Origin of the sequence: Luteibacter sp. RCC_6_2 (assembly GCF_041360655.1) — a bacterium.
Lineage (GTDB): Bacteria > Pseudomonadota > Gammaproteobacteria > Xanthomonadales > Rhodanobacteraceae > Luteibacter.
This window is the reverse complement of record NZ_JBFUPQ010000011.1, coordinates 1-24,758: the sequence shown is the minus strand read 5'-3', so window position 1 is coordinate 24,758 and position 24,758 is coordinate 1. Positions and strand designations below refer to the sequence as shown.

The window sequence follows — 24,758 nt, the reverse complement described above, 5'->3', positions numbered from 1 at the left end:
TCAGAACCGGTAGGCGTAGCCGACCCGGAGCATCGTCGAGTTCGACCGGTCGACGATGGGACTGTCGCGGATCTCGCTTCCGTAGCGTGTGCCGCTCACGTCCAGGAACAAGGCATGGCGCTGGGCGAAGGGATATTCGGCACGAACGCCGGCCGAGAAGTTCACCGTCGCATCCGCCTCGTAGGCGGGACGACCGGGACGCGCCTCGGATGAGCGGACGCCGAAATACCAGGTGGCATAGGTGCGGTCGACCCATCCGGCGGCGACATACGGCGTGATCCGCAGCGGCCCGGCATGGAACGGCGCGGCCAGGGTCAGGTTGGCCTTCTTTCCCTTGGCGCTGCCAAGGCCCGCCAACCAGTCGAGCGACATCTCCACCGGACCGGGCCGCCAGACCACGGCGGCACCCGCCCGGAACCCGCCCTTGCGGTCGGCCATGCCGCGCAGGAACGAGGAGTCACTGGCGTCGTAGCCGTCGCCGAAGTCGTAACGCGCACGCAGGCGGAACGAAAACGCACCGACCGGAGCGAACTTGAAGTCGGCACCGGTGCCGAGGATGTTGAGCCGTTGGCTTTCATAGCGAATGAAAGGGAACGCCACGGTATCGTTGTCCATGCCCTTGTACGGCCGGCGCACCACGCCAAAACCCGCACCGAGCGCCCAGGAAGAACTGGCGTCCTCGGCAGCCAGGGCAACGGCCGGCACGGCAAGCAAGCCACCCACCGCCACGGAGAAGAAGCGACGCGTCATCGTCCGCGCCTCCCCGCTTCGATGGATCGCAGCAGGCGCACGAGTTCACCGGCCTTGCCCGACGCGATGGCCCGTTCCGCGGTCAGGCCGCGAAGTTCGTGGATGGGATCGTGGTGGAACCAGTCATCGCGGAGCGCCCGATCGGGCTCGAGGCGCGAGGCGATCGCGACCGCCTCGATGGAAGGATCGCGTGGACGGCCGCGCAGGCGGGAACGAACGAGGACGGGCAGACGCATCGTGGCACCTGATGGGGAGAGGTGCTGCAAGCGTGCCCATCGAGGTTTGCTTCGATTTGTCTGTTTTCCTGCGCCGGCGACACATTGTTTCGGCCGTGAAATAAATGACTTGGCGCGCGCCAGCGGCTATAACGGCGGTGTTTTCGCAACGAGACAGACGGGCTTGAGACGCATCCTGGTAGTGGACGACGACGAGGAAATCGGTGCCCTCCTCCGGCGCTTCCTCGAACGCAATGGCTTCGAGGTGGACGTGGCCTCGTCCGGCGTGGCGATGGACGAACGGCTGGCGCGCGGCACGTACGACCTGATGACACTGGACCTCATGCTCCCCGGTGAGGACGGCCTGTCGCTATGCCGGCGCGTGCGCGCGAAGTCGTCGCTGCCGATCATCATGGTGACCGCCACCAGCGCCACCTCCGAACGCATCGTCGGCCTGGAAGTCGGTGCGGACGATTACCTGGCGAAGCCGTTCGATCCGCGTGAATTGCTGGCGCGCGTGCGGGCCATCCTGCGTCGCGCGGATGCCGCGTTACCGGGGCCGGTAACCGGTACGCGCGTGGCCGTGCGCTTCGCCGGCTGGCAACTCGACGTCGCACGTCGCGAGCTTCGCGCGGGCGACGGCACCCTCGTCCCGTTGTCCGGCGGTGAATTCGATCTCTTGCTGGCCTTCGTCGAGCATCCGCAGCGCGTGCTCACGCGCGAGCAACTAATCGACCTCGCGCGCGGCAATCGCCACGAGGCGTTCGACCGCAGCATCGACGTGCAGGTGAGCCGCCTGCGCCGCAAACTCGGCTACGACACGGCGGCACCGGAATTGATCCGCACCATCCGGAACGCCGGCTACATGTTCGCCGTGCCGGTGGAGAGCACATGAGCGCATTCAACTGGCGCCTGAACACGCTCGCCGGCTGGCTGATGGTGAACATCGTCTTCGCCATCCTCATGGTGACGCTGCTCAATGTCGCCGTCATCGCCTTCGCCAGCGTATGGGCTCGTCCCGATCTCGTCCGGAGCGGGCTCTTGAAGCAGATGGACATCATGATGAAGGCCGTGGCCGCCACTCCCGCGGCCGACCGGCCACGCATGGCCGCCGCGATCTCGGATCACGAGGAGTACGGCGTACACTGGTACGCAACGCGCGACCAGGTGCCGATGCCGCCCACGGACAAGGATGCGGCGTCCTTCAAGGAGCCGCTGGTGGAGATACTCGGGCAGCGGAGGATCGAGCCCTTCGACCCGTACGACGACGATCCCGAGGGTCGCTCCGGACAGACCCACTACATGCTCGCCGTGCAAATGGACGACGGCAGCTGGGTGACTTTCGACACCGCCACGCGCATCTGGGGCGTCCACCCTTACACACGCTACCTGGTGATCGGCCTGTTCGTGATGTTCTCCAGCATGGTCGTGGCCGCCGTCGCCAGCCGTCACCTCTCCCGGCCGATGCGCCGGCTCGCCGCGGCCGCCGAACGTTTCGGTGCCGACGTGAAGGCGCCGCCGATACGTCCCGAGGGTCCGCAGGAACTGCGCGTGGCCATGCGCGCCTTCAACGAGATGCAGGGGCGTATCCAACGCTTCGTCCGCGACCGCACGGACATGCTGGCGGCGATTTCCCACGATCTGCGGGCGCCGCTCACGCGTATCCGCCTGCGCGGCGAATACATCGACGAGGCCGAGCAACAGCGCAAGTTGTTCGCCGACGTGGACGAGATGCGCTCCATGATCGACGCCGCCCTCGCCTTCTTCCGTGGCGACGGCGAGGAAGAAGCCCCCACCCGTTTCGACCTCGCCGGGCTGGTCCAGACCGTGATCGACGACGGCCGCGACGAAGGCGGCGAGGTGACCTACGCCGGTCCCGTCCGGTTGATCTACGAAGGCCGCCCGATCGCGCTGAAGCGGGCCATCGCGAACCTGCTGGGGAACGCCATGCGCTATGGCGGCCAGGCCCGCGTCGAACTCGATACGGACGTCGAACACGTGCGGCTGCGCATCCTCGACAACGGGCCGGGCATTCCCGAATCGCTGCAGGAAACCGTGTTCCGTCCCTTCTTCCGCGGCGAGAGCTCGCGGAACCGGAACACCGGCGGCGTCGGCCTCGGCCTGCCCACCGCGCGCAGCATCGTGCGCGGCCACGGCGGCGATGTCGTATTGGGCAATACGGCGCACGGGCTGGCCGCGACCCTGCTCTTGCCCATCGAATCCGCCCGGACCTGAGCCCGCCGCAAGCGCACACGCCACGTCGACAGGCGATGATGGAATTTGCGTTGCGGCTATGCCTTTCGGTCTAGCCGCGATGGCCGGCATGGCTTTTCGCGGCGTTGGCTATCCTCGGCACGGTGCTTGCAGCGAAACTACCGTTCTTCATTTTTATCCCGTGCCGGTAATGACCATCCGGAACGGCCGTTAGGGATCATGTTTACAGGATGGGACGGAATTCGATGACAGCTCCGCGCAACATGCGTGTGGCGAGGGGACGGTTGTGCCTGGCATTGCTGCTGGCACTGCACGGACCGTTGGCCGTGGCCGCCGACAGGCCCGCGGAGCGCGATGCGCTGATGGCCAGGCTGCACCAGGAACGCGATGCGGGCCACCGCGTGGACGCCCTCGCCCTATGCCAGGCGATCCTCGACCGCTGGCCGGCCGATAATGAGGCGCAGGCGCTCAACGTCACATTATTGACGGAATTGGGCGCAACGACGCGCGCCAAGGAACTGGCGGAAAGCCTTCGACCGGCTCCGGATGCCACCTCGAGGCACCGTCGCGACGCCGACCACGTCGCCCAGGAGATCCGCTGGGCCGACGGCGAACCCGCCGACCCCACCCATCCCTATGCGGAAGCCGATCGCGCGGTGGCCGACGCACGCCGCCTGGCGGACGATCCCCTGTTGCCCGCCGGCTTGCGCCAGCGCGCGGAACTCGACCTGCTCGTCGCCCTGGATCGCGCCGGCCGCGCGGACGAGGCCGTCTCGCGCTACGACACCCTGCGCAAGCAGGGCGTCGAGCTACCGCCGTACGTGCAACGTGCCGTGGCCGACGCCCTGCTGGTGAAGCGCCGGCCGGCCGAAGCCGCCGCGCTCTACGAGGCGAGCATCGTGAAAGACCCCGGCCCCTACGGCGCCAACGAAAGCGAACCTCGAATCGGCCTGATGTACGCCAACCTCGAGGCGGGCGAGACGGCGAAGGCGTTCACGACGATCGACGAACTGGCCGCGAAGGAGCCGGCGTGGGAGCGCGTGCCCGGCATTCGCCTGCCGATCCAGAACGCGCGCAAGGTCGATGCCGACCTCAACGCCGCGACCTTGCGCGAGTACGTGAACATGCCGGCGGAAGCATATGCCCGGCTGGAACCGCTCAGCCGCGAGGCGCCGGCCAATTCGCAGATACGCCGCGAGCTGGGCATGGTGGAACTCGCCCGCGGCTGGCCGCGCCGCGCACAGGACGACTTCAACATCGCCGCGACGCTCGATCGCCGCGACGTCGGTGCGTATATCGGCGAAGCCGATGCCAGCCGCGTGCTGAACGACTACGAGGGCGTGGACGAGAACCTCGCCCTCGCCCAGACCCTGGCCGATCGCAATGGCCGCGTCGAGCGCGCGCTTCGTTCGTGGGATCGCGAACGCGGATGGCAATTCGACCTCGCGACCGAGCAAGGCAAGGGCTCAAGCCCCGATTTCGGCGATCGCGACGGCACCACCCAGGCGACGATCGCCAGCCCGCTCATCGACGACCACTGGCGCGTGATCGCGCTCGGCCGGTATTCGACGGCGGACCTGCCCGAGGGCGACGTGCGGCGCAGCCGCGTGGGCTTCGGCATCCGTGGCTACGCCCGCGGCCTCGAAGCGTACGTGCAGGCGCTGCCCGCGACCGACAGCTACGTGAACAAGACGGCGATCGAAGCCGGCTTCGACTGGTCGCTGAGCGACCACTGGTCATGGGCCGCCGATTTCAGCACCGCCGGCGAAGACACGCCGTTGCGTGCGCAGTACTACGGCATCTCGGCGAAGACGCTGGACACCGCCGTGACCTGGCGTGCCAGCGAACTCACCCAGGCCCGGCTCGGCCTGTCGCGCGACGATTTCAGCGACGGCAACAAGCGCACCGGCTGGCTCGCCGCGCTGACGCAGCGCCTGCATACGGCGCCGAACCTCACCCTCGACGGTGGCCTGGAACTCGGCGGCTCGATGAACACGCGGACCGACCGCCCCTACTTCAATCCGCGCCGCGACCACAGCTATGCGATCACCGGCCGGCTGGAAAACCTGCTCGGCCAGTTCTACGAGCGGAGCGTGACCCAGCGCATCGACGTGGCCGTGGGTCAATACGCCGAACAAGGCTTCGCCACCGACTGGATGGCCACCGTACGTTACGGCCAGACGATCCAGACCGGCCCCGGCGTGCATTTCGGCTGGGGCATCGGCTGGCACAACCAACCTTACGACGGCCGCCGCGAACACCGCGTCGTCCTCGACCTGACGATGCACTGGGGAGAATGAGAACGATGCGCCCGCTGTTGATCCTGCTTGCCCTGTTGGGGCTCGCGCTTCCTGCGTTCGCGCAGCCGGCCGCATCCGTGCAGCCGCGCCTCATCGTGCTCGCCTACCATGATGTCCGCGACGACGTCGGCCTGACCGCCGATCGCGATCCCGACGCCACCAGCACCGATCATCTCGTCGCCCACTTCGACTGGCTCAAGGCCAACGGCTACCACGTCGTCAGCCTCGACCAGGTCGTGCAAGCCAGCCACGGCGGAGCTCCACTGCCCGCCCACGCCGTCCTGCTGACCTTCGACGACGGGCTGGAAAGTTTCTACACGCGTGTCTACCCGTTGTTGCGGGCCTACGACTACCCCGCGGTGCAGGCACTGGTGGGCTCCTGGATGGACATGGCACCGGGGCAGCGCATGCCTTACAACGGCGCCGACTGCGACCGCTCGTGCTTCCTGACCTGGGAGCAGGTCGCGGAAATGCACGCCTCGCACCTGGTCGAGTTCGCTTCGCACTCCTGGCAGATGCACCAGGGCCTGAACGCGAATCCGCAAGGCAACCTGCTGCCCACGGCGGCGGCGCTGGCCTACGACACGGCGAAGCAGCGTTACGAAACCGCCGGCGAATATGCGGATCGTATCCGCGCCGACCTTTCACACAGCGCGGACGAGATCGAGAAGCACATCGGCGTGCGGCCGCGCGCGATCGCGTGGCCGTATGGCGCGTATACCCAGGTAGGCCGTGACATCGCCGGCGAACTGGGCATGACGGTGACCTTCAGCCTCGGCGACAACCTGCCCAACCTGGTTCCGGGACGCACGATCCCGCGCCTGCTGGTCAGTGGCAACGTCACCGCCAACCGCCTTGGCTGGCTGATGCGCCACCAGACGCGGGTCGACCCGATGCGCGCCGTGCAGGTCGATCTCGACTACGTATACGATCCCGATCCCGCCCAGCAGGATCGCAACCTGTCCCGCCTGCTCGACCGGATCAAGCGCATGCATCCGAGCGTGGTGTGGTTGCAGGCCTATGCGGACCCCGACGGCGATGGCGTGGCCGATGCCGTGTATTTTCCGAACCGCCACCTGCCGGTGCGAGCCGACCTCTTCTCGCGCGTGTCGTGGCAGTTGCGTACCCGCGCCGGCGTTCGCGTGTATGCATGGATGCCGGTGCTGGCCTTCCGTTTTCCGAACGGCAAGGACCTGCCTTCGCTGGCGGACGAGCCGAAGCCCGGCGGCGACCACTACCGCCTGGCGCCATACGACACCCGGGTGCGTGGCCTGATCGGCGACGTCTATGAAGACCTGGCGATGCACGCCGACGAAGCCGGCGTGCTGTTCTCCGACGACGCCTACCTGCGCGATACCGACAACCTCGGCCCGTGGGCGGGGAACACGCCTGCGCAGAACACGCAGGCGTTGATCGATTTCACGCTGGAGCTGGCCCAGCGGATGAAACGCTGGCGCCCGCAGTTGCTCACCGCGCGCAACATCTACGCGCGGCCCATCCTGCAGCCGAAAGCCGAGGCCTGGTTCGCGCAGGCGCTGCCTGCCTTCAACAGCGCCTACGACATGACCGCGATCATGGCCATGCCCCAGCTCGACCGGCAGACCGACCGGCTGGGCTGGTACCGCAAGCTGGCCGCGCAGGTGAACGCCACACCGGGGGCCATGGAACGCACGCTGTTCGAGTTCGCCACGCAAGACTGGCGAACGCACCAGCCGATCGTCGACCGCGACCTCGCCGCGCGCATGCGCGCCGTGCAGGCCGCGGGTGCGCGCCACATCGGCTACTACCCGGACGACTTCGTCCACGACCATCCCGCCCTGGAAGCGATACGCCCGTATATCTCGGCGGCCGATTATCCTTACCGGGAGCCCGCGCGATGAACAGCGGCATCCTGCACGCGCTACTCGAGTTCGCCTTCTATTACCCCCTGGTGATGTCACTCATCTGGATGAGCGGCGGCATCATCTATTTCGTGCGCTGGGAGCGCCGCGAGCCGGCGCGCGTGCAGCCGCACATGCTGCCCGAGTATCCAATGGTGACCCTCGTGGTACCTTGCCACAACGAGGGTCAACAGGTACGCGAGACCATCGCGCACCTCGCCTCGCAGCAATACCCGAACTTCGAGATCATCGCGATCAACGACGGTTCCACCGACGACACCGGCGCGCAGCTCGACCAGCTGATGGAGCAATACCCCGCGCTGCGCGTGATCCACATGTCGAGCAACCAGGGTAAGGCCATGGGCCTGCGTGCGGCGGCGCTCGCCGCGCGATCCGACTTCCTCGTCTGTGTCGACGGCGACGCCCTGCTCGACGACTACGCCACCCATTGGATGATGATGCACATGCTCGAAAGCCCGCGCGTCGCCGCGGTCACGGGCAATCCGCGCATCCGCAACCGTTCCACCTTGCTGGGCAAGCTGCAGGTCGGCGAATTTTCCTCGATCATCGGCCTGATCAAGCGTGCGCAGCGCGTGTACGGGCGCATCTTCACGGTGTCCGGCGTGATCGCCTGTTTCCGCAAGAGCGCGCTGCACGACGTGGGTTACTGGAACACCGACATGGTCACCGAGGACATCGACGTGAGCTGGCGGTTGCAGATGCGCCATTGGGAAATCCGCTACGAACCGAACGCGCTGTGCTGGATACTGATGCCGGAGACCCTGCGCGGTTTGTGGAAGCAGCGCCTGCGCTGGGCCCAGGGTGGGTCCGAGGTGCTGCTGCGATACACCGGACGTTTGTTCAAGTGGCGCCAGCGGCGCATGTGGCCGGTGGCCTTCGAATACGTGATGAGCCTGCTCTGGTCATACACCATGGCCGTCATCATCGTGCTCTGGGTGCTCGGCTGCTTTATCGAACTGCCACCGTCGCTGTACATCGATACGCTGTTGCCACAATGGCACGGTGTCGTGCTCGGTGCGATCTGCCTGCTGCAGTTCCTCATCAGCTTACTGGTCGACCGCCGCTACGAAACGCGCATCGGCCGCAACTACTACTGGATGATCTGGTACCCGCTGGTGTACTGGCTGCTCAACACGGCGACCTCGATCGTCGCGATGCCCAAGGCCTTGCTGAAGCGCAAGGGCACGCGCGCGGTCTGGGTCAGCCCTGACAGGGGACTGCGATGAAAGCCGAAGCCATCCTGATCCAGCGCCCGGAACGCCAATCGACGGCGCAGAAGGCGGTATTCACCACCGTTACCATCTTCGCCTGGCTGTTCTGGGTCTTCCTGTGGCTGCCCTTGCTCACCCTGGGCGCGTGGGCGTTCGGCGTGCGCAGCGCCTGGTTGCAGCTGCACGTGCTCGGCCCGATCGGCGACGGCGGCGATATCAACGTCATCCTCATCGTGGCCATCGCCTGCGCGGTCGTGTTCACCAGCTGGTCGGGCTACAACCACGCCCGTTTCGCGGGGAAGCAGAAACGGCGCGGCAACAAGCCCGTGGGCGTCGCTGAGACCGCCTCGGCGATCGGGGCCTCGGTGGACGATGCGGTGAAGATGCAGGGGCACCGGCGCTCGGTGGTGAGCGTGTCCGATGGCGGCTATATGAAGGTGGACGAGGTTCGGTAGGAGGTGAGGCTCCTTCCAAGGTGGGAAGCGGCCTGGGCCGCGATGCCCTACGAAGCCGCCACCAGGGAAAACACCCCGAACGCCGGCGCCGCCGACACCCATTCCTTTTCGATCCGCCACCCGCCCGCTTCCGCCAGCCGCGCGAACGACGCCGGCGTGAACTTGTGCGAATTCTCCGTGTGGATCGACTCACCGGCGGCGAAGGCGAACGACTGCCCCGCCACCGTCACCCGCTGCGCCTCGCGGCTCACCAGGTGCATCTCGATGCGTTCGAGTTCCGCGTTCCATACCGCGCGATGTTCGAATGCCGCGGGATCGAAATCGCCGCCCAGTTCACGGTCGATGCGCACGAGCACGTTGCGATTGAACGCGGCGGTCACGCCGGCGGCATCGTCGTAGGCGGCGAGCAATACGTCCACGTCCTTGACCTGGTCCGCCCCTACGATGAAGCGCGCACCCGGCCCAAGTCGTTCCCGCACCGAACGCAGCAAGGCGATGGCCTCCGCGGGCGTGAAATTGCCGATGGTGGAACCAGGGAAGAACGCCACGACGGGACGTCCCGCCAAGGCCTTCGGAACCTCGATCGCATGGGTGAAATCACCCACCACCGGATGCACCGCGAGCGACGGATAAGCCTCACGCAAACGTGTCACCGCGCCATCGAGCGCGGCGGCGCTGATGTCCACCGGAACATAGGCGGAAATCCACGGCGCCGCGTCGAGCAGCATCCGCGTCTTGTCGCTAGCACCGCTGCCAAGTTCGAGCAGCACGGCGCCTTGCGGTATACCCGCGGCGAGCGCGGGCGCGATCTCCCGAAGCAAGGCCGTCTCCGTGCGCGTCGGGTAATACTCCGGCGTGACGCAGATCGCCTCGAACAACTCGGACCCCGCCCCGTCGTAGAAATACTTCGGCGAGAAGGTCTTCGGTGACGAGGACAGCCCGGCCAGCGTGTCGCGCAGGAAAGTCAGGCGGTCGCCATCCGGCGTGAACGCGGGATCGCGCGCGAGGCGCACGCCGCTGAACATCCAGCGCTGCCCAGGCCGGTAGAAATTGCGGTACGAGACCCGCGCGTGTCCGGATGGCGTGACGCTGGCGCCACCACGCAAGACCATCTGGCCGATCATGAATTTCCCGTTGTACTCGCCGACCGCATCGTCCGCCGCGCGAAACCCCGGGTACGGTGAATATGAACTGGCCGTCCATTGCCAGGCCACATCGTCGACCTGCTCCAGGTCGTCGCGTGTACGCATGGCATGCTCCCACTCCGCTTCCGTCGGCAGCCGGGCGCCGGCCCAGCGCGCGAAAGCCTCCGCTTCGTAGTAACTGACGTGGGTCACCGGCGCGTCGGGATCGACCGGACGCCAACCGCCGGGCGTCATGTGCGACCAGGCCTCGCCGTCGTGTTGCCAGTAGAGCGGCGATTCCCACCCTTCCTCCTGACGCTGCGCCCATCCGTCGGAAAGCCACAGGTCGGCGCGGCGATAGCCACCGAGCGCCATGAAGGCCAGCCACTGCCCGTTGGTGACCAGGCGGTCGGCGATCTCGAACGGCTCCAGCCAGACCGTGTGCCGGGGACTTTCATTGTCGAACGCAAAGGGTTCGTCGACGGCACCGATGCGCACCGGCCCACCGCCCATCGGACGGAAGCGGCCTGTCGGACCGGGGGCCGGTGCTGACCAGGCCGGATCGAAGGCGGGCTTCAGCGGCGACTGTGCGAACAGGTGCTGCACATCCATCACCAGCAATTCCTGGTGCTGTTCCTCATGGGCGAAGCCGAGCCGCAGCAGCGCTTCCAGCTCGGACCCCACCGCGCCAGCGAGGAAGGCGCGCATGTGCGTGTCCACGTGATGGCGATAGGCGATCACGCGATCGGTCGGCGGCCGGGTCAGCAAGCCGCGCAACGGCCGTGGATGACGCGGGCCGATGGCTTCGTAGTAGGAATTGAAGAGATACCCGAATTCGGCATCGAACACTTCGTAGCCGGGCACGTTCGGGCCGAGCAGGAAGGTCTCGAAGAACCATGTCGTGTGCGCCAGGTGCCACTTGGCGGGGCTCGCATCGGGCATCGACTGGACGACCATGTCCTCGGGGCCGAGCGCCGCGACGAGCGCCTCGGTACGCGCCCGCACGGCGTCGTAACGCTCCGAGAGCGAAAGGCCGGGCTGACATCGGACGGCGGTGGCGCTCGTGCCGGCGCGGCGGGAGGCGGCGCCGGGCGCCCAGGAGGTGTCGACGAAAGCTTGCATGGATGGGCTCCGTGGCGGGGCGGTCAGCCGGGCGTGTGCTCGATGCGCACGCGGTCGGGATAGAAGGCGAGGTGACCGCGGATCGACGACACCGCCTCGTGGGGCTCCTCGTAGGTCCAGATCGCGTTGATCGCCCTTTCCTCGTTGCCCGGAAGGCTGTAATACGAGGCTTCACCCTTATAAGGGCAATGCGTATGGTGCTCGGTCCGGCGCAACGAGGCCATGTCGGCATCGGCACGGGGGATGTAGAACACGGCCGGGTAGCTGGCCTCCTTGAGCACGAGCGCGTCGCGGGTATCGGCGACGACCCGGTCGCCGTCACGCACCACCACCCTGCCACCCGCTGGCTCGATCGTGATGGGATGGTCGGGGCCGGGGATCTTCACGGGATGCGGGGACATGGCACGCTCCTTCGATGACGAAATCAGGCTGACATCCTGCGACCCCTACGCAGGGAATCCAAGACGACGATCCGGAACAGGTGAGATTACCGATAGGCAAAGATTGGCGTCTTGGACCGGAAAACCGCCGCCCCGGTCCGTCAGTACCTTCACATCTTGGCTCGCCCCAGGCTTAACATCCGTTCATGGACCTCAACTTCCCGCCGTCCCCGCCGATATGACTATTGCGTTGCAGGCAGGGGGAGGCACGCCATGAAAGCAGTCATCGTCGCGGCGGCCATCGTCCTGGCTCACGTGATCGCACTGGCGAACATGCCTTCCGGGGGCATGGAGGTTTCCTACATATGTTTCTTCACCGTCGCGGCGCTGGCGCTGGGTAGCGTGGTGATGGCCTGGCGGCGCTCGGGGCCGCCGCGTGACCGTCGCTGGTGGTTGCTGTTCGCCAGCCTCGTCCTGTGGACCGTGGGCATGTCGCTGTCCGCCCGGCAGAACTACGTGCTGGAAAACTCCAACCCGGCGCCCGGCGACAGCATGTTCTTCTACATCCTCTACGTGCTGCCCGTGCTGGTGGCCGTCTCGTCGGCGCCCGTGCCGGCGCGCAGGAAATGGGCCGTCACGATCGACCTGACCCTGGCGGCCCTGCTCGGGGTGCTGTTCTACGTGCGCACGTTCTCCATCGTGTCGGTGCAGGGCGCGATGGCGACGCAACAGGCGATCGACATCGCCTACATGCTCGATTTCGAGAACGCCTGCCTCGCGCTGGCGTCGTCGTTGCGTTACCTGGCGACCGACCGCGCCGACGACCATTTCTTCTTTCGCGGCGTGACGGCGTTCTTCGTCACCTATGCGCTTTCCGGTTATTTCTACAATCACTACGTGGCGCTGGGTGGACATCCGGAATTCGGCACGTCGCCCTGGGACGCGTTGCTCGACCTGCCCTTCCTCGCCCTCTTCGTCACGGCGACGATGCGCCAGCCAAGGCGGCACTGGCATCCACCGGTCTACCTCGTGCGTTTCGTGCAGAGCGCGAGCCCGACCTTCCTGGCCATGAGCGTGCTGGGCTTCGGGCTCATGGTGATCCCGGGTTACCCCACGCTGGGCATCGTGGGTGCCATCGCCGCCGTGATCGGCATCGGCCTGCGCGGCACCCTGGCCCAGGTCGGCCTGGTGGAGGAGGAATACCGGCTGTCGCGCAGCCGCGACGAGTTGCAGGGCCTGGTCTTCGTCGACAGCCTCACCGGCCTGGCCAACCGGCGCGCGCTGGACGAACGCCTCCTGCGCGAATGGCATCGCCCCGGACAGCAGGAACCGATCTCCCTGTTGATGATCGATGTCGACTTCTTCAAGGAATACAACGACCGCTACGGCCACCTCGCGGGCGACGACTGCCTGCGCTCCCTCGTCGGTGGGCTGATCGGACGCGGCGTTCGCGCGGGCGATTTCGTCGCGCGGTTCGGTGGCGAGGAGTTCGCCGTCATCGCTCCCGGCACCCGCCTTCCCCAAGCCCTGGCCCTGGCCGAGGACCTGCGGGCACAGATCGAGGCGCTGGCGATCATCCATCCGTCGAGCCCCTTCGGCGTGGTCACCATCAGCATCGGCGTGGCCCATGTGCAGGTGAGTGCGCACGGCGGCCCGCTCGACCTGCTCAACGCCGCCGACCGCGCGCTCTACCGTGCCAAGCAGACAGGCCGGAACCGGGTGAGCGCGGGCGAGGAAACGCGCGCTGGCCCGCCTCGACTGAACGAATCGCGTCAGATCGGTTAACCCCGATTCCCCCCTTCCCGCGTTTCACCGTCATGTCACCCACGAGGCCATGCACGATGAACACGCTCCGCGTCACCTTGTCCCTCCTGTTCGCCGGCGCGGTCGCCGCCACCGGCGTGGCCGCCTCGGGCGATGCCTTCGCCGCACGGCACGACACGCCACCTCCATCGACCGACGACACCGGCTGCCAGCCAGGCCAAGGCATGCCGGTTCGGCGGATGTTCTCACGTCCGATGGTCGCACCGGCCGCGGCACCCGCACCGCCGGCCATGACCAAGGCCGCTCCGCAGGGGCTGGTCGAATCCGTGGCGCAAGCCAATTACGCCACCGCGATCGCTGCACCCTACCTGCCCGTCGACCGCGAGAACTACGCGCATCGCGCGCCGAATCCCGTCCATCTCGCCGCCAGCGATCCGGTGTCCACCTTCAGCGTCGACGTCGACACGGGCTCGTACACGAACGTGCGCCACATGCTCAACGAAGGCCGCCTGCCGCCGGTGGACGCCGTCCGTACCGAGGAATTCATCAACTACTTCGACTACGGCTACACCGTGCCGGAAAGTCGTGCGAAACCGTTCGGCGTCACCACGGAGTTCGCGCCCGCGCCGTGGAACCCCGAGCGCCAGCTGCTGCTGATCGGCATCCAGGGATACAGCGTGCCGGCCAGCGAGATCCCTCCGGCCAACCTCGTCTTCCTCGTGGACGTGTCCGGCTCCATGGACGAGCCGGACAAGCTGCCCCTGCTCAAGGCCTCGCTGAAGCAGATCGTGCCGAAACTGCGCGCGGCCGATCGTATCTCGCTGGTGACCTACGCCGGCGCGACCTGCGTCGCCTTGCCTTCCACGCCGGGTAATGAACACGCGAAGATCGCCGCGGCCATCGACGCGCTCGGCGCGGGAGGGTCCACCAACGGCGCCGCCGGCATCGACCTCGCCTATGCGCAGGCGGCGAAGGGCTTCATCAAGGGTGGCGTGAACCGCGTCATCCTCGCCACCGACGGCGACTTCAACGTCGGCACGGTCGGCGTGCAGGCCTTGAAGGATCGCATCGCGGAAAAACGGAAGAGCGGCGTCGCGCTGACCACGCTGGGTTTCGGCGAAGGCAACTACAACGACGAGATGGCCGTGGAACTGGCCGACGCCGGTAACGGCAGCCACCACTACATCGACAGCCTCGGCGAAGGGCGCCGCGTGCTGGTGGACGAGATGTCGGCGACGCTGATGACGATCGCCAAGGACGTGAAGATCCAGGTGGAATTCAACCCGGGAGTCGTCGCCGAGTACCGCCTGATCGGCTACGAGAAGCGCGTTCTCGCACGGGAGGATTTCAACAACGATGCCGTCGATGCGGGCGAGATCGGCGCGGGTGCCCGCGTCACCGCGTTGTACGAGATCACGCTGAAAGGCTCCAAGGGTGCACGCGTCGATCCGCTGCGTTACGCCTCCGCGAAAGACACGCCCGCGTCCGGCGAACTCGGTTTCCTTCGCCTGCGCTACAAGGCGCCGGATGGCGGGGCGAGCCAGTTGATGGAGCAACCCTTGTCCGCGGATGTCGCCGGGCAAGCGAGCGAGCGCTTGCGTTTCGCCGCGGCGGTGGCGGCGTTCGCGGAAAACCTGCGCGGCGGCAAGTACGTGGACGGCTTCGGCTACGACAAGGTCGCCGAGTTGGCGCGTGGCGCACAGGGCAAGGACGAAGGTGGCTACCGCGCGGAGATGTCGAGGCTGGCGAGCATGGCCGGCGGGATGTCGACCGAGCCGGTCGCGGAATCCCCGCGGCGATAAGGTAACCTCCCCGTCCATGGATGCTCCCCTTACCGACGACGGCGGGCTGATGCTCGCCTGGGCGGGCGGGGACGCGGCCGCGTTCGGGGAGCTTTACGCGAAGCACAAGGGCCCGTTGTACCGGTTCCTGCTGAAGACGGTGAAGGACCGGACAGTCGCCGACGAGTTGTTCCAGGAAACCTGGAGCCGCGTGATCGTCGCTCGGCAGCGTTATCGCGCTGAGGCGAAGTTCAGTACCTGGTTGCTCCAGATCGCGCACAACCTGGCCGTGGACAGCTTCCGTCGGCAGCGTCCACGGGCCGGTGCCGAAGAGGCCGAGGCGGTCTTCGCCGCACAGGCCGCTCCGGAACGCGAGCAACCCGATCACGCCCTTTCGGATTTCGAACTGCGCCGGCGCATGCAACGCGCGATCGAAAGCCTTCCCGACGAACAACGAACGGCCTTCGTGCTACGCATGGAGAACGAACTATCCCTGGAGGACATCGCCGCCGTGACCGGCGTGGGCAAGGAAACCGCGAAATCGCGGCTACGCTACGCCATGGCGCGGATACGAGAACTCGTTGCCGAATGACATGAACCCGAACACGCCACCGCCCCACGACGACGACCTGCCCGGCGAGCGCGAACTCGCGGCGCTCTACGCGCGCCTGCCAAAGGCCGAGCCCGATGCCGCGCTGGATGCGGCGGTGCTCGCGCAGGCCGATCGTGCGGTACCGGCTCGCCGCCGGGCACGCTGGCCGGTCGCGCTGGGATCGGCTGCGGTGCTGGTGCTGGCCGCCGGGCTGGCCTGGCAGCTGCGCGACAGCCGCCCCGACGCGACGGGGACGCTTTCCGCTCCCACGACGCAACGCATCGAATCCACCGCGCCCGTGCCAGCAAGCGCTCCTGTCGTCCTGCAAGAGTCGGCACCCGCGGCAACCCAGCCGAGGATGGCGCGCCGTTCGGCACCGGCACGGTCACTGGCACCGGCCGCGCCCGCAGCGGCACCTGCGCCGCCCATACCGGCGCAAGCATCGGGGCAGGCATTCGCACCGGCACCCAAGTCATCGGCCGTGTCCAAACCGGCCCCACGGGCCTTCGGCGTCGTGTCCGATCGCGCGATGAAGACGGAACTCGGTCCGGACGACCGCGTCGGCGAGATCCGGCAGCTGCTCGGCCGGGGGGAACGCGAGGAAGCCTTGCGGCGCCTGCGTGAACTGCGCGAGCGCTATCCTCACTACGACCTGCCACAAGACCTGCGCGACCTGACCCCTTGAGCGCACCGCTGGAAACCCTCGCCTCGCCCTGGCGGCACGAGGAAGACATCAAGAAAAGCCGCTTTCTCGCCCAGGCCATCTCCGTCGAATCGCCGGCCGACGCCTTGGCATGGTTCGAATCGGTGGGCGATCCGGGTGCCACGCACAACTGCTGGGCGTATCGCATCGGCGACGCCTACCGGTTCAACGACGACGGCGAACCCGGAGGCACGGCCGGGCGCCCCATCCTGCAGGCCATCGACGGTCAGGGCTGCGATCGCGTCGCCGTGCTGGTCACGCGCTGGTACGGCGGGATCAAGCTCGGCGCGGGAGGGCTCGTGCGCGCCTATGGCGGGACGGCCGCGGAGTGCCTGCGCCTCGCCCCACGACTGCCGATCATCGCCACCGGGTGCCTGCGGCTGCGCTGCGAATTCGGCGAACTCACCCTGGTCTCGGCACGGTTGCGCGAGATGGAGGCCACCATCGAACGGGAGACCTTCGTCGCCGATGGCGCGGAATTGAGCGTACGGGCGCCGGTCGACCGGCTGGACGCCATCGCCGCGCGGATCGTCGACCTGACCCGGGGCAAGGTGCACCCCCGCCGCGTCGACCCATGTTGAATACTGCACCGGATGGCCCCATCCGTTGGCGAATGAATCCGGAAGCGAAGCGAGCATGAGCGACGAACGCAGGGAGAAGTCACGCAAGATCGGGGCACTGCGCAACCTCTGGCCGTTCCTGAAGCCGCACAAGGGCCTCGCCATCGGCTGGCTCGTGTTCCTGGGCATATCGTCCGGCGCCTCGCTGCTCCTGCCCGTGGCGGTGCGGCACATCATCGACCATGGCTTCCTCGCCTCGAGCATCGCCACGATCAACGGCACCTTCCTGGGCCTGTTCGGCGTGGCCGTGGTCCTGGCCATCGCCACGGCCGCCCGGTATTACTGCATCGCCCTGCTCGGCGAGCGCTCGCTCGCCTCGCTGCGCACCACCCTTTACCAGCACGTGATCGGGCTGGACGTGGGTTTCTATGAAAGCACCCGCGTCGGCGAGCTGACCTCCCGCCTGGGTACCGACACCGAAGTGGTGCAGACCCTGGTCGGCTCCGGCATTTCGGTGGCGCTGCGCAGCGTGGTGATGCTGATCGGCGCCGCGGCGGCCATGGCCTGGACCAGCCCGCGCCTCGCGGGGCTCACCGCGCTGGTCATCCCCGCGGTGATGCTGCCCATCCTGGTCTTCGGCCGCCGGGTACAGAAGCTCTCGCGGCACAGCCAGGACCGCATCGCCGATGCCGCCGCGGTCGCCAACGAAACCCTGAACGCCGCGCAGGCGGTCAAGGCCTATGCGCGCGAACCGATCGAAAGCCGCCGCTACGCCCGCGCCATCGACCTCGCCCTGGCGACCGCGCGCCGCCGCATCGGCATGCGTTCGCTGCTGACCGCCGCCGTGATCGTGCTGATCTTCGGCGCCATCACCCTGGTGCTGTGGGCGGGCGCGCGCGACGTCATCGCGGGCGATCTCGCGCCGGGCGTGCTGAGCCAGTTCGTACTTTATGCGATCTTCGCCGCCGGCTCGGTGGCCGGCCTGTCCGAAGTCTGGGGCGACGTGCTGCGTGCCGCCGGCGCCATGGAACGCATCGGCGAACTCTTCGCCGAGCGGCCCGGCATCTTCACGCCCGAAGCGCCGGAGCCCCTGCCGCGGCCGGTCACCGGATCGCTGCGCTTCGAGCATGTCGAGTTCCGCTATCCGTCGCGTCCGGACGTGGCCGCCCTCTCCGACTTCGACCTGGACATCGCGCCCGGTGAAACCGTGGCACTCGTCGGGCCGTCGGGCGCGGGCAAGAGCACGGTCTTCAGCTTGCTGCTCCGCTTCCACGATCCGCGCTCCGGCTCCATTCGCTTCGACGGCATCGACCTGCGCGCACTCGCCCTGCCCGAACTACGCGGCGCGATCGCGCTGGTGCCGCAAGAAACCGTGATCTTCGGCGGCACCGCCGCGGACAACATCCGCTTCGGCCGCGCCGACGCCTCCGACGACGAGGTGCACGAAGCCGCGCGCCTCGCCGAAGCGGACGGTTTCATCGCCGCCCTGCCCGACGGCTACGAAGCGGCGCTGGGCGAACGCGGCGTGCGCTTGTCCGGCGGACAGAAGCAGCGCATCGCCATCGCCCGGGCGATCCTGCGCGATGCCCCCTTGCTGCTGCTGGACGAAGCCACCTCGGCGCTCGACGCCCAATCGGAAGCGGCCATCCAGCACGCGCTGGAACGTCTCGAAAAGGGCCGTACCACGCTGGTGATCGCACATCGCCTGGCCACCGTGCAGCGCGCCGATCGCATCGTCGTGATGGATGGCGGCCGGATCGTGGCGCAAGGCACGCACGAGAGCCTGCTGGCCGAGGGCGGCCTCTACGCCGAACTGGCACGCCTGCAGTTCGTGGCCTGATCCCACCGCGGCACCGCGGCGTTTTCGCGCTGTTGACGATCCGCCGCCTACCTTCGGCCGCATGGACGACGACCTGCTGCTGCCGCGCCCCGAAGGCCTCTATTGCCCGGCGGGCGACTTCTTCATCGATCCGGTGCAGCCGGTCGCCCGCGCGGTCGTCACGCACGCGCACGGCGACCATGCCCGGGTGGGCAGCGCGCGCTATCACGTAGCGCGTGCCGGTGTCGGACTGATGCGCGAACGCCTCGGCACCTCGGCCACGCTCCACGAATACGACTGGAACGAAGCCTTCACGCTGGGCGGGACCTGCGTGTCCCTGCATCCATCGGGTCACATCCTCGGGGCGGCCCAGGTCCGCATCGAAGGATGCGGCAAGGTCGCGGTGGTATCCGGCGACTACAAGCGCGAGCCCGACCCCACTTGCGATCCCTTCGAACCGGTGCCGTGCGACATCTTCGTCACCGAATCCACCTTCGGCCTGCCGATCTACCGATGGCCGCCCATGAGCCAGGTGGTGGACGAGATCCTCGACTGGCTGGACGAGTGCGCGACACGCGGCGTGCCGGCGGTACTGTTCTGCTACGCCCTGGGCAAGGCACAGCGGTTGCTCGCCGAGTTGGCCACGCGCACCGACCGCACGGTACACCTGCATGGTGCGATGCTGCGGCTGGTCGAGGCATACCGCGAGGCGGGCGTGCACATGCTGCCTACCGAGGCCGTGGGCGAATCCGCCCGCGGAAAGGATTTCGCCGGCGAACTGGTGATGGCGCCGCCGTCGGCCGCGGGTTCGCCCTGGATGCGCCGCTTCGCCAAGGCCTCCACCGGCTTCGCTTCCGGATGGATGCAGGTGCGTGGCGCACGCCGTCGCCGCGGCTACGATCGCGGCTTCGTCGTGTCCGATCACGCCGACTGGCCGGGGCTCATCCGCAGCGTGGAAGACTGCGGCGCGAAGCGCATCTACGTCACGCATGGCGACGGCGAGGCCTTGATCCGCCACCTGCGCGAGAACGGCCACGAGGCCTTCCCGCTAGGCGCGCTCGGTGGACGGATGCCGGAGCTTCGCGGCAGCGAGGAAGGCGACTGATGCGCCGTTTCGCCGCCCTTTTCGACGTGCTCGATCGCACCTCGTCCACCGCCGCCAAGCGTGACGCGATGGCGGCCTACTTTGCCGAGGCCCCGCCGGAAGACGCGGCATGGGCCGTCTACGTCCTGGGCGGCGGCAAGCTCAAGCGAACCGCCACGTCGACCGAACTGCGCGCCGCGCTCGCCGCGGAAGCGGGCTATGCCGACTGGCTCATCGACGAAAGTTACCAGCACGTGGGCGATCTCGCGGAGACGATCGCACTGATGCTGCCAAGCGGCGGCGACGAGCAGGAGGACACGCCGCTGCATGTATGGATGGAAGCGCGCCTGCCTTCACTCAACGCGCTGGAATCGTCCGAACGCATCGACCTCCTGCGCGAATGGTGGCGTCCCTTGCCACGTGGCCAGGTCTTCCTGGTCAACAAGTTGCTGACCGGGTCGCTGCGAGTCGGCGTGTCGCACCGGCTCGTGGTGCAGGCGCTCGCGCAATGGGCGAACCTGCCGACGGACCTGATCGCACACCGGCTGAGCGGTACCTGGGCGCCCAGCGCCACGGCCTTCCAGGCATTGGCCGGCCCCGAGCGTGCCGACGAGCATGCGGGAGAGAGGCCTTATCCGTTTTTCCTGGCCTCGCCGCTGGAACAGGAGGTCTCGTCGCTCGGCGATGTCGGCGAATGGCTGGCCGAGTGGAAGTGGGATGGCATCCGGGCCCAGCTGATGCGCCGGGCAGGAGAAACCTTGCTCTGGTCGCGCGGCGAAGAACGCCTGGATGGACGCTTCCCGGAGATCGAACAATCGGCACGCGATCTTCCGGACGGCTGCGTGATCGACGGCGAGATCCTGGCATGGACGCTCGACGAAGCGCATCCGCTTCCCTTCGCAGCGTTGCAGAAGCGCATCGGCAAGCTCAAGCCCGGGCCGAAACTGCTCGCCGATACGCCCGTGCGCCTGATGACCTACGACTTGCTCGAACTGCACGGCCAGGACGTGCGCGAGCGTCCCCTGGCCGAGCGCCGCGCGATGCTCGCCAGCCTGGTCGAGGAACGGCGTCCCACGCTGATGCTCTCGCCCGCCATACCGGCGCCCGGCTGGGACGCGTTGACGGCGGTGCGCGCCGAGTCGCGCGAGCGCCGCACGGAAGGCCTCATGCTCAAGCGGCTCGACTCGCCTTACCGCGTGGGCCGCAAACGCGGCGACTGGTGGAAGTGGAAGGTCGATCCCTACACGATCGATGCCGTGCTGATCTATGCGCAACCGGGCCACGGCCGCCGTTCCGGTTTGTTCACCGACTACACCTTCGGCGTGTGGGATGGTGATGCGCTCGTGCCCGTGGCCAAGGCCTACTCCGGACTCGACGACGACGAGATCGGCCGGCTCGACCGCTGGATACGCGCGCACACCATCGACCGTTTCGGCCCGGTGCGTTCGGTCGAGCCGACGCACGTGTTCGAGTTGGCCTTCGAGGCGATCCAGGCCTCCGGCCGTCACAAGGCCGGCGTGGCCGTGCGCTTCCCGCGCATCCTGCGCTGGCGTACCGACCTCGGCATCCACGACGCCGATAAGCTCGACGACCTCCGCCACCTGGCGGCGAGCTGAGGCATCAAGCGAGGGCGGTGACCAGCGCGCGGACGGAATCGACGTCCGTGCGGATCTCGCCCGCGCCCATGCCGAGCGCATCGCCGGGGACCCGGCGCATCGCCGAGGGAAGGCGTTTCTTCGCGGATGCGTGGAACTCGCGCGCGCGTGTCGCCTCGCGAAGGTCGAGGACATTGCCCGGCTCGATACCCGCTCCCGGCATCACCACGATCCGTCCTCCCGCCTGGGCCACGAGCCGCGCGATGGACGAGGCACCGGCCGCCGCGCTCTGCATGCCTCCGGAAGTGAGCACGCGCTCGAACCCGAGATCGATCACCGTTTCCAGCGCGGAGGACTGGTCGTCGACGAGGTCGAATGCGCGATGGAAGGTAAGCCCCATGCCTTCGGCCGCGCGCACGAACAAGGCGCAGACGTCCCTATCCACTTCGCCTTCGGCGGTGAGCGCGCCGACCACCACGCCGTCGCAGCCGAGTGCCCGGCAATGCGCGATGTCGTCGAGCATGGCTTCGACCTCGGCGTTCTCGTAGACGAAGTCACCCGCCCGCGGACGAATCAAGACGTAGAGCGGAATGTTCAGGCCTTCGCGCGCCAGCGCGATGGTGCCGTGCGAAGGCGTGACGCCGCCCTCTTCCAGGCAGGCACACAGTTCGACGCGTCCCGCGCCGCCTTCCTGCGCGGCGAACGCCGATGCCACCGAATTGGCCGCGATCTCCAGCAGGGCCATGGTCAGTAGCTGCTCTTGCCGGGAATCAACGCATCCTGCTTCGCCGCATCGCAGACCGCATAGGAAAAACCTTTCTGGATCGCCCAGGCGCCGACGTTGCCCTTCTTGTCCATCGCGAGAAAGCCGACCTGGAGATCCTTCGCGTTCGGCTTCTTGCGCAGGATGCGCTCCACCGCCTCGCGGCATGCGTCTTCGGGCGAGCGGCCCTGGCGCATCAGTTCCACGACGAGGAAGCTGCCGACGTTGCGGATCACCTCTTCGCCCACGCCCGTGGAGGTCGCGCCACCCACGTCGTTGTCGACATAGAGGCCGGCGCCGATGATCGGGCTGTCGCCCACGCGCCCGTGCAGCTTCCAGGCCATGCCACTGGTCGTGCACGCGCCGGACAGGTTGCCCTTGGCGTCGATCGCGAGCATGCCGATGGTGTCGTGGTTGCTGGCATCGCCGGGGGTTCCACCGGGGCCCGCGTTGTAGCTCTTGACCTCGCTATTGGCCACCGGCTTGTACTTCGCCGTCTTCAGCCATTCGTGCCAGGCCTTTTCCGATTCGGGGGTGAGCAACTCCTCGCGGGGAAAGCCCTGTTCGATCGCGAACTGCAATGCGCCGTCGCCCACCAGCAACACGTGGGGCGTGCGTTCCATGACCCGCCGCGCGACGGAGATCGGATGGGCGATATGCTCGATCGCCGCCACCGCGCCGCAGTTGCCGTTCTCGTCCATGATGCTGGCGTCGAGCGTGACCTTGCCGTCGCGATCCGGATACCCTGCACGGCCGACGCTATGGTTGCGCAGGTCGGCCTCCGGTACGCGGGCGCCCTGCTCCACCGCATCCAGAGCGCGCCCGCCGGAGGAGAGCACCTTCCAGGCGGCCTGGTTGGCGGCCACGCCGAAGTCCCAGGTGGAACACACACGCGGAACCATCCCCGCGGCGGTCGTGGCGGGAGCCGCCTTAGCGATGCCTTTGGCGGCCAGTGCCACGCCGGAGGCGATCGTCGCCCCCTGGAGGAATCGTCTGCGATCCATGGATTGCCTCATTCGACGACGCGCCGGCCGCGCCATCGTCGATGGTCGCATGGTCGTCGCCAACCTCGCCACCATGGAGGACACGGCCGTGCCGGGCTTCCATCTCCGCCCGATGGAATTCCTGCGCGGCCAGCACCCGCGACCGTGCCGAGCGTGACAACGAGGCCGCGAGGATCGCCATCATCGCGAGCACCGCCAGCACCAAGAGCAAGATGGCGCCGCGCTCAGTGAGCCGGCGCACAACCACTCCGGCCTGTCGTCCGGCTGTAAGGACGTCCATCCGCCGTCCATAGCACCACCTCGAGCGCACTTGCCTTGGTTTCATGGATCGGGGCGAATGGCACCTGACGGAGGGAGCCGCGATCGTCCTGCAGCAAGGCGATGAACTCGATGCCGACGATGCCGTCGAGATACGTCCCGCAATCCGATCCTTCGCATCGCCAGAGTCCCCCGTCGGCGAACCACTCGGCGTGGTCGAGCACCAGTGCCGGCGTGCCGCCGTGCACCGTCTGCGCCGTGCAACCGCGTGCCTCGATACAGCCCTTCCATCGGCGCGACACGCACAGGTCCCGCGCGATCGCCGCGTGCGCCAGCCACACCATGTCGTTCGTCCTGGTCGCCGCACGTTGGCGGATGATGGCGAGTCCCATGATCGATAAACCGGTCATGGCCACCACGGCGACGATCGCGGCCACCGCCAGCCCGACGAGCAGTTCGACCAACGTCATCCCACGAGCCGTCACCGATCGAACGGCCATGACAGGACCTCGCGCGTCGCCCAGGCGATCCGGATGACGCAGGCCGCGGGCGGCTCGCAGGTCACGGAACCGCTGGCGGCTGGTCCCATTCGTCGGATGAGCGCGGCCTGGAACACGCGCAGGTCGTCATCGGAAACGGTGCCGCCTCCGGCGCGTATGCGTGCTTCCACGCTGACCGCGATCGTGGTCGCCGCGACGAGCCGCGACGCCCTCGCATCGACGGCCATCGACTGCGCGACCCAAGCCGCGGTCGACGCACTGCCGATGGCGAACACCGCCGATGCGACGAGCGATTCGATGAGGGACGAGCCGGAGACATGTCGCATCCCCACAGGGTCCGATGCCACGCCTGTGCACGCTGCCGGAAAACGGCAAAGGCGACCGTCGGAAACCATGCCGTTGCGCGTGGGCGAAACTGGGTAGCGAAAATTCTTCCCGGAGTTCGTGATGGCTCGGCTTCGCCCTCGCATTCGTTGTGTGCGGCGTGGCTGCGGAGCTGCCGGGCGCCACCCTCGGCGCGACAGGCGGTGCCGTCCCTTGGGAAGGGATGCCGCTGCGCGGCCGTGTTCTATGGCTGGCGCCCCTGCGGGCTCGGACGGTCGGGCGGGGGTTTCCGATTCGGCTCCTGCCTCAGCGAAAACGATCGGCCGTCCAGGCCGATCC

23 protein-coding genes are annotated in these 24,758 nt (G+C 67.6%); 15 read left to right on the top strand and 8 right to left on the bottom strand.

Annotation, left to right across the window (positions count from 1 at the left end; translation table 11 throughout):
• Together AB6730_RS13055 and AB6730_RS13050 are read right to left on the bottom strand one after the other, a co-directional pair.
• Window positions 1–750, bottom strand: a complete 750-nt coding sequence (locus AB6730_RS13055; RefSeq protein ID WP_371024037.1) for a MipA/OmpV family protein — start codon at window positions 748–750, stop codon at window positions 1–3.
• Window positions 747–986: a hypothetical protein gene (locus AB6730_RS13050; RefSeq protein ID WP_371024036.1), complete on the bottom strand. Its 240-nt coding sequence runs from the start codon at window positions 984–986 to the stop codon at window positions 747–749. Before AB6730_RS13050 ends, AB6730_RS13055 begins: the two co-directional genes overlap by 4 nt.
• 163 nt (window positions 987–1,149) lie before the next feature.
• On the opposite strand from AB6730_RS13050, the gene AB6730_RS13045 reads away from it, so the two are divergent.
• The 6 genes from AB6730_RS13045 to pgaD all read left to right on the top strand — a co-directional run bounded on the left by AB6730_RS13045 (window position 1,150) and on the right by pgaD (window position 9,046).
• Window positions 1,150–1,860: a response regulator gene (locus AB6730_RS13045; protein ID WP_371024035.1), complete on the top strand. Its 711-nt coding sequence runs from the start codon at window positions 1,150–1,152 to the stop codon at window positions 1,858–1,860.
• Entirely contained in the window at window positions 1,857–3,200 is a 1,344-nt protein-coding gene (locus AB6730_RS13040) for an ATP-binding protein (RefSeq protein WP_371024034.1), read from the top strand. Before AB6730_RS13045 ends, AB6730_RS13040 begins: the two co-directional genes overlap by 4 nt.
• Window positions 3,201–3,424: 224 nt before the next feature.
• Window positions 3,425–5,479, top strand: coding sequence for a poly-beta-1,6 N-acetyl-D-glucosamine export porin PgaA (gene pgaA / locus AB6730_RS13035; protein ID WP_371024033.1), 2,055 nt, complete (start codon window positions 3,425–3,427; stop codon window positions 5,477–5,479).
• 5 nt (window positions 5,480–5,484) lie between these two features.
• Entirely contained in the window at window positions 5,485–7,359 is a 1,875-nt protein-coding gene (gene pgaB, locus AB6730_RS13030) for a poly-beta-1,6-N-acetyl-D-glucosamine N-deacetylase PgaB (protein WP_371024032.1), read from the top strand.
• The gene (gene pgaC / locus AB6730_RS13025) at window positions 7,356–8,606 is read left to right on the top strand and encodes a poly-beta-1,6-N-acetyl-D-glucosamine synthase (RefSeq protein WP_371024031.1); all 1,251 of its coding nucleotides are present in this window, start codon (window positions 7,356–7,358) and stop codon (window positions 8,604–8,606) included. The genes pgaB and pgaC overlap by 4 nt, the downstream gene beginning before the upstream one ends.
• On the top strand, window positions 8,603–9,046 hold the full coding sequence (gene pgaD / locus AB6730_RS13020; protein ID WP_371024030.1) for a poly-beta-1,6-N-acetyl-D-glucosamine biosynthesis protein PgaD: 444 nt from the start codon (window positions 8,603–8,605) through the stop codon (window positions 9,044–9,046). Before pgaC ends, pgaD begins: the two co-directional genes overlap by 4 nt.
• Window positions 9,047–9,093: 47 nt before the next feature.
• Here pgaD and egtB read toward each other — a convergent pair whose 3' ends face one another.
• Window positions 9,094–11,292 carry an ergothioneine biosynthesis protein EgtB gene (egtB, locus tag AB6730_RS13015; RefSeq protein WP_371024029.1) on the bottom strand — a complete coding sequence of 733 codons (2,199 nt, stop codon included), beginning with the start codon at window positions 11,290–11,292 and terminating at the stop codon, window positions 9,094–9,096.
• Between the two features lie 23 nt (window positions 11,293–11,315).
• Entirely contained in the window at window positions 11,316–11,693 is a 378-nt protein-coding gene (locus AB6730_RS13010; RefSeq protein WP_371024028.1) for a DUF427 domain-containing protein, read from the bottom strand.
• A 252-nt stretch (window positions 11,694–11,945) separates the two neighbouring features.
• Here AB6730_RS13010 and AB6730_RS13005 point away from each other — a divergent pair, with 252 nt between their 5' ends.
• The 8 genes from AB6730_RS13005 (at window position 11,946) to AB6730_RS12970 (ending at window position 21,591) form a co-directional block, all read left to right on the top strand.
• Window positions 11,946–13,457, top strand: a complete 1,512-nt coding sequence (locus tag AB6730_RS13005; RefSeq protein ID WP_371024027.1) for a diguanylate cyclase — start codon at window positions 11,946–11,948, stop codon at window positions 13,455–13,457.
• A gap of 56 nt (window positions 13,458–13,513) precedes the next feature.
• Complete coding sequence (locus tag AB6730_RS13000; protein ID WP_371024026.1) at window positions 13,514–15,238, top strand: von Willebrand factor type A domain-containing protein; 1,725 nt, start codon at window positions 13,514–13,516, stop codon at window positions 15,236–15,238.
• Between the two features lie 16 nt (window positions 15,239–15,254).
• Window positions 15,255–15,809, top strand: coding sequence for an RNA polymerase sigma factor (locus tag AB6730_RS12995; RefSeq protein WP_371024025.1), 555 nt, complete (start codon window positions 15,255–15,257; stop codon window positions 15,807–15,809).
• A 1-nt stretch (window position 15,810) separates the two neighbouring features.
• Entirely contained in the window at window positions 15,811–16,494 is a 684-nt protein-coding gene (locus AB6730_RS12990) for a hypothetical protein (protein ID WP_371024024.1), read from the top strand.
• Window positions 16,491–17,093, top strand: a complete 603-nt coding sequence (locus tag AB6730_RS12985) for a YigZ family protein (protein WP_371024023.1) — start codon at window positions 16,491–16,493, stop codon at window positions 17,091–17,093. The genes AB6730_RS12990 and AB6730_RS12985 overlap by 4 nt, the downstream gene beginning before the upstream one ends.
• Window positions 17,094–17,148: 55 nt before the next feature.
• A complete protein-coding gene (locus AB6730_RS12980; RefSeq protein WP_371024022.1) occupies window positions 17,149–18,912 on the top strand; it encodes an ABC transporter transmembrane domain-containing protein in 1,764 nt (587 codons plus the stop codon).
• A 61-nt stretch (window positions 18,913–18,973) separates the two neighbouring features.
• On the top strand, window positions 18,974–19,996 hold the full coding sequence (locus AB6730_RS12975) for a ligase-associated DNA damage response exonuclease (RefSeq protein ID WP_371024021.1): 1,023 nt from the start codon (window positions 18,974–18,976) through the stop codon (window positions 19,994–19,996).
• Window positions 19,996–21,591, top strand: coding sequence for an ATP-dependent DNA ligase (locus AB6730_RS12970; RefSeq protein ID WP_371024020.1), 1,596 nt, complete (start codon window positions 19,996–19,998; stop codon window positions 21,589–21,591). The genes AB6730_RS12975 and AB6730_RS12970 overlap by 1 nt, the downstream gene beginning before the upstream one ends.
• A gap of 4 nt (window positions 21,592–21,595) precedes the next feature.
• Here AB6730_RS12970 and AB6730_RS12965 read toward each other — a convergent pair whose 3' ends face one another.
• Together AB6730_RS12965 and AB6730_RS12960 are read right to left on the bottom strand one after the other, a co-directional pair.
• On the bottom strand, window positions 21,596–22,315 hold the full coding sequence (locus tag AB6730_RS12965) for a copper homeostasis protein CutC (protein WP_371024019.1): 720 nt from the start codon (window positions 22,313–22,315) through the stop codon (window positions 21,596–21,598).
• 2 nt (window positions 22,316–22,317) lie between these two features.
• A complete protein-coding gene (locus tag AB6730_RS12960) occupies window positions 22,318–23,337 on the bottom strand; it encodes a N(4)-(beta-N-acetylglucosaminyl)-L-asparaginase (RefSeq protein ID WP_371024018.1) in 1,020 nt (339 codons plus the stop codon).
• Between AB6730_RS12960 and AB6730_RS12955 the strand changes: the two genes are divergently transcribed.
• On the top strand, window positions 23,336–23,494 hold the full coding sequence (locus AB6730_RS12955; RefSeq protein WP_371024017.1) for a hypothetical protein: 159 nt from the start codon (window positions 23,336–23,338) through the stop codon (window positions 23,492–23,494). The genes AB6730_RS12960 and AB6730_RS12955 overlap by 2 nt on opposite strands.
• A 67-nt stretch (window positions 23,495–23,561) precedes the next feature.
• Here AB6730_RS12955 and AB6730_RS12950 read toward each other — a convergent pair whose 3' ends face one another.
• Together AB6730_RS12950 and AB6730_RS12945 are read right to left on the bottom strand one after the other, a co-directional pair.
• On the bottom strand, window positions 23,562–24,095 hold the full coding sequence (locus tag AB6730_RS12950; RefSeq protein WP_371024016.1) for a prepilin-type N-terminal cleavage/methylation domain-containing protein: 534 nt from the start codon (window positions 24,093–24,095) through the stop codon (window positions 23,562–23,564).
• Entirely contained in the window at window positions 24,077–24,421 is a 345-nt protein-coding gene (locus AB6730_RS12945; protein WP_371024015.1) for a hypothetical protein, read from the bottom strand. Before AB6730_RS12945 ends, AB6730_RS12950 begins: the two co-directional genes overlap by 19 nt.
• Between the last annotated feature and the right edge of the window lie 337 nt (window positions 24,422–24,758).